This window comes from Pseudomonas sp. AM8, assembly GCF_036346475.1.
GTDB lineage: Bacteria > Pseudomonadota > Gammaproteobacteria > Pseudomonadales > Pseudomonadaceae > Aquipseudomonas > Aquipseudomonas marginalis.
In genome coordinates this window covers 1-14,886 of sequence record NZ_JAOTNX010000027.1, presented here as the reverse complement: position 1 = coordinate 14,886, position 14,886 = coordinate 1, and the positions used below count along the sequence as shown (strand labels likewise).

Here is a 14,886-nt window from a genome sequence, read left to right as displayed (position 1 = left end):
TCCTGTAGGAGCGAGCTTGCTCGCGAAGAACTCGATAGCGACGCGTCAAATCTGATTTACTGCGTCATCGTTGACGATCTTCGCGAGCAAGCTCGCTCCTACAGGGGGGAGTGGCGTGCCGGCCAAAGGAGTGGGTGTTTCAGCGATTCAGGAACGCCAGCAGGTCTTCGTTCAGGGCCTGAGCGTGGGTCACGGCAAAACCGTGGGGCGCATCCTTGTACACCTTCAGCTCGGCGCCCTTGATCATCTCGGCTGCAACCTTGCCGGTGGTCTCGAACGGCACGATCTGGTCGCCGTCACCGTGGATCACCAGGGTCGGCACGTCGATCCTGGCCATGTCCGGGCGGAAGTCGGTCTCGGAAAAGGCGGTGACGCAATCCACGGTCGACTTGAGGGACGCCAGCATGGCGATCTGGAGGGTCTGGGTCAGCGTACCTTCGGAAACGACCTGGCCCTTGTTGATGCCGAAGAACGGCGTGTTGAAGTCAGCGATGAACTGCGCACGGTCTTTCAGCAACCCGGCCTTTATGCCGTCGAACACTTCGGTCGGCACGCCCTGGGGGTAATCGGGCTTCTGGCCGAAGATCGGCGTCACTGCGCCCAACAGCACCAGGCCGGCCACGCGTGCACTGCCGTGGCGTGCGATGTAGCGGGCCACGTCGCCGCCGCCCATGGAGAAGCCCACCAGGGTCACGTCCTTGAGGTCCAGGTGTTCGATCAGCTGCGCGATGTCGTCGGCGAAGGTGTCGTAGTCGTTGCCGGTCCACGGCTGGTCCGAGCGGCCAAAGCCACGGCGGTCGAACGCGATGGTGCGAAAGCCACGGCTGCTGAGGTATTCCATCTGGTATTCCCACATGTCGGCATCCAGCGGCCAGCCGTGGCTGAACAGCACGGGCTTACCGCTGCCCCAATCCTTGAAGTAGATCTGGGTACCGTCTTTGGCAACGAATGTGCTCATGGAAAACTCCTTGATTGAGGGACTGAAAAACCAGCCTCACTATTGCCCGAAACCGGGCCGGGGGCTTGTACGGGTGTGCTTGCCTGGGGTCACCAACTGAACTTGAGCTCGACCCCCAGGTAATTGCTGTCATCGCCGCCGGCATCGCGCAAGGTGCGGCCCACGGCGTAGTGCACCGCTTCAACCGCGCCGGTGAGGTTCGGCGTAAACACATAGTCGGTACGCAGCTGACCATAGGCACCGGTCCAGCGTTCACCCTGGCCTGCGGTTCCGGCGACGGGCAGGTTCGGCTGGGTGTACACCGCGTCGCTGGTGGTCTGGCGCCACAGCAGGCCGACGGCGGTCTGCACGCTGAGCTTGTCGATGGGCTTGACGGTGATCGACGGTTTGACGTGAATCAGGTTGCTGTAGCCCGTATAGCCGGCCAGGGAAAAATAGTAGCCGTTGGGGAACAGCGGGTTGAACGTGCCGACGGTGCCGTCACCGGTCTTGCGGTCGCCCGAGGCAATGTCCAGTTGCAGGCCGATGCGCGGCTTCCACGCCAGGCTCTCGAAGGTGTACCCCGTGCGGCTGCCCCCGGCCCAGGCGCGAATATCCTTGCTGCCCACCGAGCCGCTTTGCAGCATGGCTTCGATGTCCCAGTCGAACCCCAGGGCCGCACCGCCCAGGCGTGCGTCGAACAGGTGGCGGGTTTCATCGCCGTCCGCGTCGAGGTAATGCGCGGCACTGCGTTCGTACACGCCGTAGTAGGCCGACAGCTCATTCTTGCCGCCCACCAGCCGCTCGACCCGCAGCATGTGGAAGCGCGCGTCACGGTTGGATGTGTCGTCGAAGTGCCGCTCGTCCTGATACTGCACCGGCTGGCTGGCGATCCCGATAAAGCGCCAGTTGGACGTTTCCCAATCGGCCCACAGCGCATCGAAGGATTGCCGCACATTCGGGCCATCCCGCGATGAGATGAAACGCTGCAAGTCGAAGGCGAAGTCCTGGCGCCCGACACGGGCCTTGAGCGTGCCGCTGCCGAAGGCATTGACGTATTCGGCAAAGGCCAGGCGCAGATCGACGCGGTTCTGGTCGGCGCCGCCGACCGTGGTCTTGTCGTAGGCGCGTACGTCTTCCAGTTGGGTGAAGAGCCGCCAGTATTCGTTCAAGTGCAGGTCGGCGTGCACCTGGAAGCGCTGGATCAGGTAGCGATCTCGCTTCACGTCCTTCACCCCAAAACCACTGGCATCGTTCATCTCGAAGCGCTCACGCAGTGTCGCCCCCAATGACAAATAGGTGAACGGGTTGGCGCTGGACAGCGGGATGTACTTCAAGCTGTCCAGCGGTTGCGTGCGTAACGCCGGGTCACGCAGCACCGACCAGTCCTCCTGCCAGCGATTGGTCTTGATGGCCGGTCGTGTCGGTTGCTCGTCGGCGTGGGCGCTGCCGAGCAGCAGCGGCCACAGCACGGCCAGGCCCCAGCCTGTGCGGCGAATCATTTTGCGGCGTGGAGCTGGTGAATTTCCGCGACGTAGCCGCCGGGGAATTCCACCACGGCGCTGCGCCGGCCCTTGCTGTCAAAGGCCGGCACCAAGACCTTGGCGCCGGAACCGGTGGCCTTGCCCAGCGTGGCCGTCAGGTCAGGCACTTGATAACCGGTGGTCTCGTGGCCGAAGGGGTAGGGCAGGTGGCCGTTGGTGACCAGCACCGCCATGCGCCCGAATGGCGACTCGATATCGACGCGACGGTAAGTGCCAGTGGCCTGACCCACATCGACGCCAGGCGCGTGTTTGTCATCGGCCAGGACCTTGCCGTGGGAGAAACCCAGAAACGCTTTGATAAAGGCGTCAGCGCGATCGGTGGACAGGTACACGCGGTTTTCCGGCACGGTCTGGAACGCCGCGTAGTCCGGGGTCTTGGTGTGCCAGTAGAGCTGCATGTTCACGCCACCCGGCCATTGCACCACGGCGTCACGCCCGATCGGGTCCGGGAAGTCGCTGACGATAACGGCGGCGCCGTTTTCCCGCGCGGCGTTGAGCGCCGCGTCCATGTCCTTGACCAGGTAGCCGTTGCGTTCCTGGCCGAAGGGGTGCGGGATGGGTGTGGTGAAACCGAACAGCGACACCGTGCCCGCCGGCGTCTGCAGCAGTTGCGAGGTGGTGCTGCTCGGCACCGGCAGCACGTTCACCACCACCTGGGGCGTGCTCTTGCCGCCAAAGGTGGCGAGGAAACTCTGGGCGAAACGCTCCACATCCGCCGGGGCCACATACACGTGGCTGGTGTCGTATTGCGGCGCCACGGCCACGCTCGGGGTTGCCGCGAAGGCATTGCCCATCATTGCGCTCGCCAGCAGCGTCAATGCCACAGATACCTTGATTGCTTTGCTGCCCATGCCCACTCTCCAGCACTTCTACGGGATTGAAAGCCGTGAGGTTAGGGGCAGGGACGCGATGGAAATTGTACAAACGTGCTCGGTTGAACGGTTCAGCGTCTATGCTGGTCCACTGACCTCTACCGTCAGATCACACAGGTGAACGAAATGGCCAAGACATACAGCTACGCCGCCCAGAACGCCACGGATGCCCTCAAGCCCTTTACCTTCGAGCGCCGCGCGCCGGGGGCGGACGACGTACAGATCGACATCCTCTACTGCGGCGTGTGCCACTCCGATTTGCACACCGCGCGTAACGAGTGGAACAACACCCTGTACCCGTCGGTACCCGGCCACGAAATCGTCGGCCGCGTGACGGCGGTGGGGGGCAATGTGAGCAAATTCAAGGTCGGCGACCTCGCCGGTGTCGGCTGCATGGTCGACAGCTGCCAGCACTGCGCTTCCTGTGCCGAAGGCGAGGAGCAATACTGCGAGAGCGGTTTTACCGGCACCTACAACGGCCCGGTATTCGGCGGTGAAAATACCTTTGGCGGCTATTCGGACAGCATCGTGGTCAAGGAGAAGTTCGTGCTGCGCATCTCCCACGACGATTCCAACCTGGCCGCCGTCGCGCCCTTGCTATGTGCGGGCATCACCACCTATTCGCCGCTGCACCACTGGAAGGTCGGGCCCGGCAAGAAGGTCGGTGTGGTGGGCCTGGGCGGCCTGGGGCACATGGCGGTGAAGATCGCCCATGCCATGGGCGCCCATGTCACGCTGTTCACCACCTCGCCCAACAAGCGCGAAGACGGCCTGCGCCTGGGCGCCGACCAGGTGGTGGTATCGAAGAACCCGGACGAAATGGCCAAGGTCGCCAACAGCCTGGACTTCATCCTCAACACCGTCGCCGCGCCGCATAACCTCGATGCGTTCCTCAACCTGCTCAAGCGCGACGGCACCATGACCCTGGTCGGCGCCCCGGACAGCCCGCACCCGTCGCCAACCGTATTCAACCTGATCTTCAAGCGCCGCAGCCTGGCCGGCTCGCTGATCGGCGGGATCCAGGAGACCCAGGACATGCTCGACTTCTGCGCCAGGCACGGGATTGTCTCGGACGTGGAGATGATCGACATCCAGGGCATCAACGAGGCGTATGAGCGCATGCTCAAGGGCGATGTGAAGTACCGGTTCGTGATCGATATGGACAGCTTGAAAAAGGAAAGCCACGCGGCTTGAAAACTGCTCCGGGAAACACTGGGGGCAATGTAGGAGGGGGGCTTGCCCTGATGCCAGTCAGTTAAGGAGGAACACTGTAACTGTGGTGGTGGTGGTGGTGGTGGTGGTGGTGGTGGTGGTGGTGGTGAGCGGGCTTGTCGAATCGTCGCACCGCCCGCGCTGGGCTGCGAAGCAGCCCCAGGAAAGAAGAACGCGGTGTATCAGACACTCTGTAGGGGCTGGTTTTGGGGCTGCTTCGCAGCCCAGCGCGGGGCAAGCCCGCTCACCACAACAGCCCTATGTGCCGGGGGGACAGCATTTAGACAAAGTTGTGTAGATACCTATGCCCCTCCCACATGGGTGCTGTGTTGCTCAAACAGTTATCGAACAACTCAAGGCCGCTGTGGTTTCACCGAGGTGCCGAAGGTATTGCCCATGCGCACGCTGGTCGCCGCCGGGGTGGCCAGGCCGACCTTGTTCGGCTGGCGTTTTTCCACGGCAATGCCTTGCGCCTCGCGGTTTTTCTTCGCGGCTTTGGCCGCATTCGTGTCGTTGCCCATCTGCTGGCTCAGGCAGCCATAGTCGGGCGCCTTGTAGCCATCCACCGAGACTTCGGCGCAGTTGCCGGCGTGGGCGTGCAAGGGCAGGGCCGCGCACAGCAACAGGCTGGCGAGGAGCGGTAAGCGTTTCATCAAGGCCTCCTGGCGGGCCCGAGGGGGTGAGCCGGTTGGTGTGCAAGTCTAGTGCAGCGGGCCTCTCGTCACCGTGATGTTTTTTTTGCTATCACCGTAACATCAGGTTCATAAATTGGCCTCAGGATGACGGTTTTCTAGGGCGCGTCGGCCGTGCAGCGATGCAGAGCAGGGGGTGAACAGGGGGGCTGGAGGCGCGCCGTATGCGCCCTGGTCTTGCTGTTGCTGCTGGCCGGTGGTCGCGTCGCGCAGGCGGAGTCACCGCTGCTGCTGTTGAACCTGCCGGCGCAGGACCTGGAACATGCACTGCAAGCGTACAGCCGCGCCACCGGAATGGCGGTGCTGGTCGACCGCGAACTGACGCGGGGCCGGCGTTCCATCAGTGTGCGCGGACGTTTTACGGCGCAGGAGGCTCTGGCGATGTTGCTGACGGGGAGTGGCCTGATGGCGCGTTATGCACGCGATGATGCGTTCACCTTGCAGTTGCCCGCGGTCAGCCAGCCGCCTGCCACCCGTGGTGCGGCGGCACGCAACGCCGCACGGATCAACAACAGCTACGCCACGGCCTTGCAGCAGGCCATCGAGACCAGCCTGTGCCGCTCGCCGCTGACCCGGCCCGGCAGTTTCCGCGCGCTGGTACAGGTGTGGGTCAACCCCCAAGGGCTGATCGAACACAGTCGGTTGGTCAGCTCCACCGGCGACGAACAACGCGATGAAGCACTGGTACGCAACCTGGGCACCACGCGGGTCGAACGACCGGCACCGAGCTCGCTGCGTCAACCGGTGACTTTACTTTTGATGCCCGACACCACAGGAACGCGCATGGAATGCACAGCAGCAAACGGAGCCTGGGGCGGATGAAAAATACCGGGCACAGTACGATGGTCGGCTTGTTCCTGGCCTCCTACGACGACTTCAAGGTACGTTTGCGCAAGCGCCTGGGCTCGGAGGACCTGGCCAACGATGTGCTGCACGAAACCTACCTGCGGGTCGACCGCATGGAAGTGCCGCCCAACCTGGCGCAACCCAATGCCTACCTGTACCGCATGGCCTTGAACATCGCCGCCGACCGCCGCCAGGCCGACGCGCGCCTGCTCACCGGCAGCGAGGTGGAAGAACTGCTGCAAAGCGCCGACGAAGCCCAGGACCCGTCACGGGTGGTGGGCGGCCAGAAAGAAATCCAGTCCCTGGTCAAGGCGCTCTACGAACTGCCGGCCCGCCGCCGCAAGATCCTTATCGCCGCCCGCCTGGAAGAAGCCCCGCACCTGGAAATCTCCCAGCGTTTCGGCATTTCCACGCGCATGGTCGAGAAGGAAATCAAGGCCGCCCTGGGCCACTGCGCCAAGCGCCTGGAAAGAAAAGTGATCCAGCGGTTCGGTCCCGGGGCCGGAAAACCGTCTTAGAGTCGAGTCCCTGATAAAACCGTGAGTATTTGCGCGCTTGAACATTTTTAGCCTCTGTGCCCCCCGGCACTCCGCCGCCAGCCCCCTGCACGATGAAGCCCGCGACTGGCTGGTCCTGCTGACCTCGGGCCGCGCCACCGTGGCCGATGCCAAGGCGCTCAAGGCCTGGTGTGCGCAAAGCCCCGAGCATGCCCAGGCGTTCGAGCAGGCCAAGGCGATGTGGCAGCAACTGGCCCCGGCGCTTGAGCAAGTCTCGCAGCCGCGCAGCTTTGGGCGCCGGGCGTTCCTGGGCGGCGCGATTGCCGCATCGGCCGCCATGCTCATGGTGCAGGTCGGCTCCCCCGGTGGTTTTGCCGGCCTCACGGCGGACTATCGCACCGAAGTCGGCGAACAGCGCCAAGTGCTGTTAAGCGACGGCGTCAGCCTGGAACTCAACACCCAGACGCGCGTCAGCCGCGTGGGCCAGGGGCTTGAATTGCTCGAAGGCGAAGTCGAGGTGATCGCCCATTCCGCACAACCGCTCAAGGTGCTGGCGGGCGAAGGCTGGGTGAGCGCGGCGCAGGCACGTTTCAATCTGCGCAACACCGACCGCACGGTGTGCGTGACCTGTATCGAGGGCTGGCTGTCGGTGGCCGTGGCCGGGCGCAGCGTGCGCCTGGAAAGCGGCCGGCAACTAAGCTACGACGCGGCCGGCCTGGGCGAACCGGTGGTGGTGGACACCCAGGCGGTCGTGGCCTGGCGCGAACAGGTGCTGGTCTTCAACAACGCCACCCTGGCCACGGTGGTGGACGAAATCAACCGCTACCGCCCAGGGATGCTGGTGCTGCTCAACAAGCAACTTGGCCAACGGCGCGTCCAGGCGCGGTTCAGCCTGCAGCAGCTGGCGGGGGTGGCGTTGTTGATTCGGGATGCGTATGGGGCCAAGTGTACGGAGTTGCCGGGTGGGGTGGTGTTGTTGAGTTAGAAGTACCTGCCTATTTTCAATGTGATAACACGGTATCTACGGGGGGGCGTGTTTGGGACGGCTATCTCAGTGGCCCCACCACCTGCCGATACTTCTCCACCCCCTGCGGCGTCTCCCGCACCAAACTGATCTCCAGCCCCAACGGATCCTCACGCCGATTCCCGCTCAACTGCCGCCAGCCCTTATCCGCCTCCCACACCCGCACCTGCAGGTCACGGACCCCGCTCAACACCACCACGCCATCCTTCGCCGCCGGCAGCGGATAGCGATCCCGCGCGGGTGCCGCAGCGCGATACAAACTGTCGCCCTTGAGCCACCAGCGCACCCGTTGCAGGCCATCGCCGGCGATGGGTGCGCTGCGAATGATGTCCAGCCGAAAGCCTTTGCTGTCGGAACTGCGCACGGTGACCGCCGCCGGTCCATCGAGCTTTTCTGCACTGTTCTTTGAGGGCTCCGGGGTGTTCAGTTCGACGCTGGCGCGCAGGCTGATGTCGCGCTGCAGTTGGTTGAGGGCGCGCAGCAGCACTTCGGTCTGTTCGCTGCTCGCCTGCAGGTGCTGGTCGGCGCGGGTGACGCTGTCCAGCCCGCGCCAGGCGATTACGCTGACCACGGCCATGAGCATGATCGCGACCATCACTTCGATCAGGGTGAAGCCTTGTTCGGAGCGCTTCATGGCTGGCTCACCACGCGCATCAAACCGGCGGTGTCGCGTTGCAGGCTGAGGCTGTGTTGGCCGTCGGACAGCACGATGCGCACGGGTGGGTTGATCCATTCGGCGTCGAGCACCAGGGTTTGCCGGGGTTCGATATTGATGTGCATCGGCGTGCTTTCCCACAGGCGCGGGCGCAGTTGGGTGTCGCCCTGGAACGCTTCGACGCCGCTGCCATCGTCGGTGCGGCGGTTGAAGCGAAAGCCCTTGGCGTCGGCGCGCCAGGTGATCGGGCGGCCGTCCGCGCGGGCTTCGGCCTGGGCCACTTGCAGCAGTTGGCTCAGGCGCTCGGCGTCCTTGCGCAGCAGGTGCAGCGGGTCGGGCTTGATGGTCAGGCTGATGGCGGCGCTGGCGATGCCGATGATCACCAGCACCACCATCAACTCGATCAGGGTGAAGCCTTGCTGTTTCATCGGTAGGCCCCTCGAAAGCTGGTGAGCTTGTGAAATAAAAACGTGCGAATTGGCCTGTAGGCTGGTGCCATGGACAAACAGGAGGTCCTTCCCATGTCATTCACCCTGCGTTTCTCACCGGCCCACGGTGTGCAGATCGTGGCGTTGCTGGCGGCATTGGCCGGTGTGGCGGTCTGGACGCCGCTGCTGCTGACGTCCGCCGAGTCCCATACGCCCCAGGCCGCGCCCCAGGTGCTGGCGGCGCGCAGCGATAACCCGGCGCTGCAATGGTTTTCCAATGCGCCGGCGGCGTTGCAGGTCAAGGTCTCTGGGGTGCTGGCCGGGGCGCGCGGTGCGGTGGCGATCCTCAGTCTCAACGACGGCCCGCCGCGCAGTTTCCTGTTGGGCGAGCGCCTCAGCCCCGGCGTGCGGCTTACGGCCATCGAGGGCGACGGAGTCGAGATCGAGCGCGGCGGCGAGAAGCTGCGCGTCAACCTCGACAAATTGCCCGATGGGCCGGCCTTGCCGCGGCTCACTCGGCCCTGACCTGTGTCTCCACGCGGGCCAGCGGCGGCGCCTCGTGGCTGGCGTCGAGCACCTGCACGTTGACTTGAAACAGGCGGCCATCGCGACTGATGGTCTGCTCGCACCGCAGTTTCAAGCGCCCCTGGTCACAGCTGAAGGTCTTTGTGCCGTCGCGCAAATGCCCTTCCAGGCGCAACTCCGCCAGGCGACTCTGCGCCGCCAGCAACCCCATGGATTTGTCCCGCAGCAGGCCGTTGCCCTGGGTCATCAACCCGGCCACGCGGATGGCAGCAGCCATCGCCACAGCGATAATCGCCAGCGCCACCAGCACCTCGATCAGGGTAAAACCTTGCTCCTTGCGACGGCCGTACATGGGGTTCTCAAAGCCGGGAAACAGGCCCGCAGACTAGCGCCGGCAGTTGACCGATTGGCGACCGAAACTCCCGAGGATTTTCAATACGACTGACATGTGTTCTTGCAACACTGCGCCACGAAATGTACCCAAGCCAAGGAATGTCGAGATGGATATCGCGCGCCTAACATCCCCATTGCCAGGCCCTCGCGGCCAGCGTGGCTTCACCTTGATCGAGATCATGGTGGTGGTGGTCATCCTCGGGATCCTCGCGGCGATGGTGGTGCCCAAGGTCCTCGATCGCCCGGACCAGGCGCGGGCCACCGCCGCGAAACAGGACATCGGCGGGTTGATGCAGGCGTTGAAGCTGTATCGCCTCGACCACGGCACTTACCCGAGCATGAACCAGGGCCTGAAAGTGCTGGTGGAACGCCCGGCGGATGCCAAGAACAATAACTGGCGCGCCTACCTCGAGCGTTTGCCCAACGACCCCTGGGGCCACCCTTACCACTACCTCAACCCGGGCGCCAACGGTGAGGTCGATGTGTTCTCCCTGGGTGCCGATGGCCAACCGGATGGCGATGGCGTGAATGCCGATATCGGCTCCTGGCAGTTGTAAGGCGCGCCATGAAAGGGTATTCGCCCCCAGCGGCGAAGCAGCGCGGCATGGCGATTATCAGTGCCTTGCTGATCGCGGCGGTGGTGGCGGTGATCGCCGGCGGCATGCTCACGCGCCAGACCGTATTCACCCGCAGCCTGGAAGCCGAACAGTCGCGCGTGCAGGGCCAATGGCTGTTGCTGGGCGGTCTTGAGCGCAGCCGGCAGATGCTCTGGGAAGCCCGCCAGAAGGACGTGCTGACCCGCCTTGACCAACCTTGGGCGCGGGCCCAGGCCGGCGTGTTCGAGGGGCGGATAGACGATGAACAGGGCAAGTTCAACCTGCGCAACCTGGTTAACCGCCAGCAGCCCGACGCCGAGCAATTGCAGAGCTTCGAGCGCCTGTGCCGCACCCTGGGCGTGGCCCCGGCCGTGGGCCGGCGCATCAGCCAGCGGGTGATTGCTTCCTATGAACAGAACGGGCAGCCCGCCAAATACCCGATGCTGCGCAGCCTCGACGACCTCAGTGGCCTCGAAGGCCTGACCCCGGAGGTGTTGCAGCGCCTGCAGGCGTACGTCAGCGTGCTGCCCGGCAATACCTGGGTCAACGGCAACACTGCCAGCGCCGAAGTGCTCAGCGCGGTGGTGCCCCAGCTCAGCCTGTCCCAGGCCCACGGGCTGGTGGCCGAGCGCGACAACGGGCATTGGTTTATCAACCGTGGGGATTTCGTCAACCGTCTGCACTTGCCCCAGGTGGAGTTGGAAGCGGTGCAAGTGGGCATTACCAGCGAGTGGTTTCGCCTCCAGGGCCAGGCGCGACGCGAGCGCCGGCGGGTGACGATCGACGCGTTGCTGCACCGCCCCGAAGACCGTGAGCCCAGGGTGATCTGGTCGCGGGTGGGCGTATGAAACGCTTGCGCATTGCCTTGCCGCCGCTGGATCAGGTCAGTGCTGAAAGCCAGGTGAAATTTGCCTGGATCGAGCGTGGCGTGGTGGTGTCCGAGGGGCAGGAAAGCCTGGCGCAATTGGGCAAGAGCCGGCAGGCGGTGGACTGCTTTCTGCACCCGCATGACAGCCTGCTCACCAGCCTGGAGCTGCCGCCATTGCCCGCAGCAAAAAACCAGGCGGCGGTGGCCTGTGCGGCCCAGGCGCTGATCCTCGGGCCGGTGGAACAAATGCACGTGGCCCACGGCCCGCGCGAAAGCGATGGGCGCGTGCAGGTGGGCTGGGTGCCCAAGGCCGGGCTGGAGCGACTGGGCCAGGTCTTGGCCCAGGTGCAGCTCAAGCTGCGCGGCCTGTACCCGGCGCCCTATGCGTTGCCGGTGGGGGCGGCGGCGTTGGACGACGGCTATCTGTTGACCCGCGACAGCCTGCAACAGGGCGCTGTGCACCCGCTGGGGTTGCAGGCGCTCGACGTGCCGCTGGTGGCGGAGGCGCAGCGTTGGAGCGGCGCGGTGCCTGGCTGGGGCTTGCATGCTCGCCTCGGTCAAGCCTCCGGTGCCGGATGGGGCAGGGCGCTGGCTTGTGTGGCGCTGGCCGCTGCCATCTGGACCGTCGGCCTCAACCTGTATGCCGCGCGCCAGGTCGACGAAGGCCAACGGCTCAAGGCGTTGATGAACCAACAGGTGCGCCAGGCGTTTCCTGAATTACCGGTGGTGCTCAACCCCTTGCAGCAGGCCCGTCAACAGTTGGCCGCACGTCAGAGCGGCGCGGCCGCCGATTCGGGCCAACGCTTCAGCAGCCTGCTGCAACTGGCAGGCAGCAACCTGCCCTTTATGGTGGGCAGCGTCGATAACCTGAACTTTGAGCAGGGCACCTTGCACCTGGCGTTACTCGCCGACAGCCGCAACCCGGCGGCCGAGGGTGAGTGGCAGGCCGCGTTGGCCCAGGCCGGTTTTGCCGCCATGCGCGATGAGCAGGGCTGGAGCATCGGCCCGGCGCCGGCCACGGAAAAACCGGAGGCCGGCGATGAATAGGTGGCTGCGCCTGCGCACCCAGGCCCAGGTGTTCTGGAGCGGCCTGGCCCTGCGCGAGAAACGCCTGCTGATCGGCGCCGGGCTGGTGTTGGCAAGCCTGCTGACCTGGCTGGTGCTGGTGCAGCCGGCGTTGAAAAAGATCGACTACTGGCAGGCCGAAACCCCCAGGCTGCGCGCCCAGGCCGAAGCCTTGCAGGTGCTGTTGCAGGACGTCGCCGCGCCGCGCCAGGCCGACGAAGCCGCGTTGCGCCAGGCCCTGGACAGTGCCGGCCTGCAAGGGCATTACCAGGTGCAGGCGCTGGACGCCGGCGGTTGGCGCCTGACCTTCGACAACGCCCCGGCCGACGCCGTGGTGGCCTGGCTGCTGGGCAATGCCCGTTCATTTTCCCTGGAGGTGTCCGAGGCGCGTTTGCAACGTGCTGCGGATGCCGTCGATAACTCGGCCGGCACTGTGTCCGGGACCGTTCGCATGGATCAGGCGCCTGGCGCTAAGGAAGCTTCATGAAGTGGTCAGTCCTCCCTTTTCGCAAGGCCGCGCCGTTGCTGTTGCTGGCCTTGAGTGCGTGCAGCAGCCCGTCAACCACGCCGTTACTGGTGGACAGTGAGCTTGGCCAACCCCTGGCCGATACCCGGCGCAGCGGCGATACCCTGCTGGATCGCCAGCGCGACGAAGCACCGAAACCGCGGGTCCAGCACCCGGTGACCAACAGCGTCCGTGGCCAGGCCCCGGCGCCGGTCAAGGCGCGCAACCCGCTGGGTGACCAGCCGGTGCAGCTCAATTTCGTCGATGCCGATATCCAGGCGGTGGTGCGCGCGCTGTCCCGTGCCACCGGCCAGCAGTTCCTGGTGGACCCTCGGGTAAAGGGCAAGCTCACCCTGGTCAGCGAAGGCCAGGTGCCGGCCCATCAGGCCTACGACATGCTGCTGGCAGCGCTGCGCATGCAGGGTTTCAGTGTGGTGGATGTGGGCGGCGTGGCCCAGGTGGTGCCGGAGGCCGATGCCAAGTTGCTCGGCGGGCCGATCTACAGTGCCGGCAGCAGTGGCATGCAGACGCGCACCTTCCGCCTGCAATACGAAAATGCGGTGAACCTGATCCCGGTGCTGCGTCCCATCGTGTCGCCGAACAACCCGATCAACGCCTACCCCGGCAACAACAGCATCGTCATCACTGACTATGCGGAAAACCTTGCGCGGGTCGCCCAGATCATCAGTGGCATCGACACCCCCAGCGCCATCGATACCGATGTGGTGCAGATTCAGAACGGCATTGCCGTGGACATCGCCGCCATGGTTTCCGAGCTGCTGGAAACCCAGGGCGCCGACCAGACCCAGAAGATCAACGTGGTCGGTGACCCGCGCTCCAATTCGATCATCATCCGTTCCGGCAGCCCCGAACGTACGGAGCTGGCACGCAACCTCATCTACAAGCTCGACAATGCCCAGAGCAACCCCAGCAATATGCACGTGGTGTACCTGCGCAACGCCCAGGCCGCCAAGCTGGCCCAGTCGCTGCGCGGGCTGCTCACCGGTGAGAGCGATTCGGGCGTGAGCGACGACGCGCGTGGCAAGCTCAGCGCCATGGGCGGCAATGGCAATAACAGCCAGGGCACGAGTAATGCCCAGAACAGCAGCGGCACGCCCACCGGCAGTGGCGTGCAGTCGGGCTATGGGCAAGCCACCGGTTCCAGCACCAGCACCAGTAACGGCAATACCGCCAACGAGCAGGACACCGCGTTCAGCGCCGGCGGCGTGACCATCCAGGCCGACGCCACCACCAACACCTTGCTGATCTCCGCGCCGGACCCGCTGTACCGCAACCTGCGGGAAGTGATCGACATGCTCGACCAGCGCCGCGCCCAGGTGGTGATCGAAAGCCTGATCGTGGAAGTGGGCGAGGACGATGCCACCGAGTTCGGTGTGCAATGGCAGGCCGGCAACCTGGCGGGCAAAGGTGGCTTCGGTGGCGTTAACCTGGGTGGCAGCGGCGTCGTGGGCACACCCGCCAGCCCCACCAGCATCGACGTACTGCCCAAGGGCCTGAATATCGGCGTGGTCAACGGCACCGTGGATATTCCGGGGATCGGCAAGGTGCTCGACCTCAAGGTCCTGGCCCGTGCCTTGAAGAGCAAGGGCGGCACCAACGTGCTGTCCACGCCGAACCTGCTGACCCTGGACAACGAAGCGGCGAGCATTTTCGTCGGGCAGACCATTCCATTCGTCACCGGCAGTTATGTGACCGGTGGCGGCGGTACCAGCAATAACCCGTTCCAGACCGTGCAGCGCGAAGAGGTGGGGCTCAAGCTGAATGTACGCCCGCAGATCTCCGAGGGCGGCACGGTGAAGCTGGATATCTACCAGGAGGTTAGCACCGTGGACACACGGGCGTCGGTGTCGGCGGGCACGGTGACCAACAAGCGCGCGATCGATACCAGCATCCTGTTGGACGATGGGCAGATCATGGTGCTGGGCGGGCTGTTGCAGGACGGCTACAGCCAGAGCAATGACGCGGTGCCGTGGCTCTCGGATATTCCGGGGTTGGGGGCGTTGTTTCGCAATGAGAAGCGCAGTGTGAGCAAGACTAACCTGATGGTGTTCCTGCGGCCTTACATTATTCGCGACAGTGGCGCGGGGCGTAGCATTACCTTGAACCGCTATGAATTCATGCGTCGTGCCCAGAGTGGGTTGCAGCCGGAGCACAGCTGGGCGATGCCGGATGTACAGGCGCCGCAATTGCCGTCGGTGGAGAAGGC

The 14,886-nt window shown here is 64.6% G+C and carries 17 protein-coding genes; 10 read left to right on the top strand and 7 right to left on the bottom strand.

Annotated elements, in window-relative coordinates:
• Positions 1-139: 139 nt before the first annotated feature.
• The 3 genes from V3W40_RS34015 to V3W40_RS34005 form a co-directional block, all read right to left on the bottom strand.
• Complete coding sequence (locus V3W40_RS34015; protein ID WP_027607561.1) at positions 140-958, bottom strand: alpha/beta fold hydrolase; 819 nt, start codon at positions 956-958, stop codon at positions 140-142.
• An 89-nt stretch (positions 959-1,047) separates the two neighbouring features.
• Positions 1,048-2,439 carry an alginate export family protein gene (locus V3W40_RS34010; protein ID WP_065926248.1) on the bottom strand — a complete coding sequence of 464 codons (1,392 nt, stop codon included), beginning with the start codon at positions 2,437-2,439 and terminating at the stop codon, positions 1,048-1,050.
• Positions 2,436-3,332, bottom strand: a complete 897-nt coding sequence (locus V3W40_RS34005; protein ID WP_065926249.1) for a VOC family protein — start codon at positions 3,330-3,332, stop codon at positions 2,436-2,438. Before V3W40_RS34005 ends, V3W40_RS34010 begins: the two co-directional genes overlap by 4 nt.
• Positions 3,333-3,479: 147 nt before the next feature.
• Between V3W40_RS34005 and V3W40_RS34000 the strand changes: the two genes are divergently transcribed.
• Entirely contained in the window at positions 3,480-4,547 is a 1,068-nt protein-coding gene (locus V3W40_RS34000; RefSeq protein WP_330216482.1) for an NAD(P)-dependent alcohol dehydrogenase, read from the top strand.
• Positions 4,548-4,918: 371 nt separating this feature from the next.
• Here the strand turns inward: V3W40_RS34000 and V3W40_RS33995 are convergent, their stop codons facing one another.
• Positions 4,919-5,218: a hypothetical protein gene (locus tag V3W40_RS33995; protein ID WP_074846122.1), complete on the bottom strand. Its 300-nt coding sequence runs from the start codon at positions 5,216-5,218 to the stop codon at positions 4,919-4,921.
• A 216-nt stretch (positions 5,219-5,434) separates the two neighbouring features.
• Between V3W40_RS33995 and V3W40_RS33990 the strand changes: the two genes are divergently transcribed.
• From V3W40_RS33990 to V3W40_RS33980, 3 genes are read left to right on the top strand one after another with little or no spacing between them, the layout of a single operon-like run.
• Complete coding sequence (locus V3W40_RS33990; protein WP_330216481.1) at positions 5,435-6,079, top strand: secretin and TonB N-terminal domain-containing protein; 645 nt, start codon at positions 5,435-5,437, stop codon at positions 6,077-6,079.
• The gene (locus tag V3W40_RS33985; RefSeq protein ID WP_027607555.1) at positions 6,076-6,621 is read left to right on the top strand and encodes an RNA polymerase sigma factor; all 546 of its coding nucleotides are present in this window, start codon (positions 6,076-6,078) and stop codon (positions 6,619-6,621) included. The genes V3W40_RS33990 and V3W40_RS33985 overlap by 4 nt, the downstream gene beginning before the upstream one ends.
• Before the next feature lie 37 nt (positions 6,622-6,658).
• Positions 6,659-7,585, top strand: a complete 927-nt coding sequence (locus tag V3W40_RS33980; protein ID WP_330216480.1) for a FecR family protein — start codon at positions 6,659-6,661, stop codon at positions 7,583-7,585.
• A gap of 61 nt (positions 7,586-7,646) precedes the next feature.
• On the opposite strand, the gene V3W40_RS33975 is transcribed toward V3W40_RS33980, so the two are convergent.
• The gene (locus tag V3W40_RS33975; RefSeq protein WP_065926285.1) at positions 7,647-8,258 is read right to left on the bottom strand and encodes a type II secretion system protein GspJ; all 612 of its coding nucleotides are present in this window, start codon (positions 8,256-8,258) and stop codon (positions 7,647-7,649) included.
• Complete coding sequence (gene gspH, locus V3W40_RS33970; protein ID WP_027607548.1) at positions 8,255-8,707, bottom strand: type II secretion system minor pseudopilin GspH; 453 nt, start codon at positions 8,705-8,707, stop codon at positions 8,255-8,257. Before gspH ends, V3W40_RS33975 begins: the two co-directional genes overlap by 4 nt.
• Before the next feature lie 93 nt (positions 8,708-8,800).
• Between gspH and V3W40_RS33965 the strand changes: the two genes are divergently transcribed.
• The gene (locus tag V3W40_RS33965) at positions 8,801-9,232 is read left to right on the top strand and encodes a type II secretion system protein N (RefSeq protein ID WP_330216479.1); all 432 of its coding nucleotides are present in this window, start codon (positions 8,801-8,803) and stop codon (positions 9,230-9,232) included.
• Here the strand turns inward: V3W40_RS33965 and gspI are convergent.
• Positions 9,219-9,584, bottom strand: coding sequence for a type II secretion system minor pseudopilin GspI (gspI, locus tag V3W40_RS33960; protein ID WP_065926283.1), 366 nt, complete (start codon positions 9,582-9,584; stop codon positions 9,219-9,221). The two genes, V3W40_RS33965 and gspI, sit on opposite strands and share 14 nt — an antisense overlap.
• Positions 9,585-9,732: 148 nt before the next feature.
• On the opposite strand from gspI, the gene gspG reads away from it, so the two are divergent.
• The 5 genes from gspG to gspD all read left to right on the top strand — a co-directional run.
• Positions 9,733-10,182: a type II secretion system major pseudopilin GspG gene (gene gspG / locus V3W40_RS33955; protein WP_049708805.1), complete on the top strand. Its 450-nt coding sequence runs from the start codon at positions 9,733-9,735 to the stop codon at positions 10,180-10,182.
• 8 nt (positions 10,183-10,190) lie between these two features.
• Positions 10,191-11,069 carry a type II secretion system minor pseudopilin GspK gene (gene gspK / locus V3W40_RS33950; RefSeq protein ID WP_330216478.1) on the top strand — a complete coding sequence of 293 codons (879 nt, stop codon included), beginning with the start codon at positions 10,191-10,193 and terminating at the stop codon, positions 11,067-11,069.
• On the top strand, positions 11,066-12,136 hold the full coding sequence (gspL, locus tag V3W40_RS33945) for a type II secretion system protein GspL (protein ID WP_065947770.1): 1,071 nt from the start codon (positions 11,066-11,068) through the stop codon (positions 12,134-12,136). The genes gspK and gspL overlap by 4 nt, the downstream gene beginning before the upstream one ends.
• Positions 12,129-12,641 (top strand): type II secretion system protein GspM, encoded by a 513-nt coding sequence (gspM, locus tag V3W40_RS33940; protein ID WP_065926280.1) that lies wholly within the window; start codon positions 12,129-12,131, stop codon positions 12,639-12,641. The genes gspL and gspM overlap by 8 nt, the downstream gene beginning before the upstream one ends.
• Positions 12,638-14,886, top strand: a 2,249-nt coding sequence (gspD, locus tag V3W40_RS33935) for a type II secretion system secretin GspD (RefSeq protein ID WP_330216477.1), incomplete at its 3' end; no start/stop codon positions are given. The genes gspM and gspD, both read left to right, overlap by 4 nt.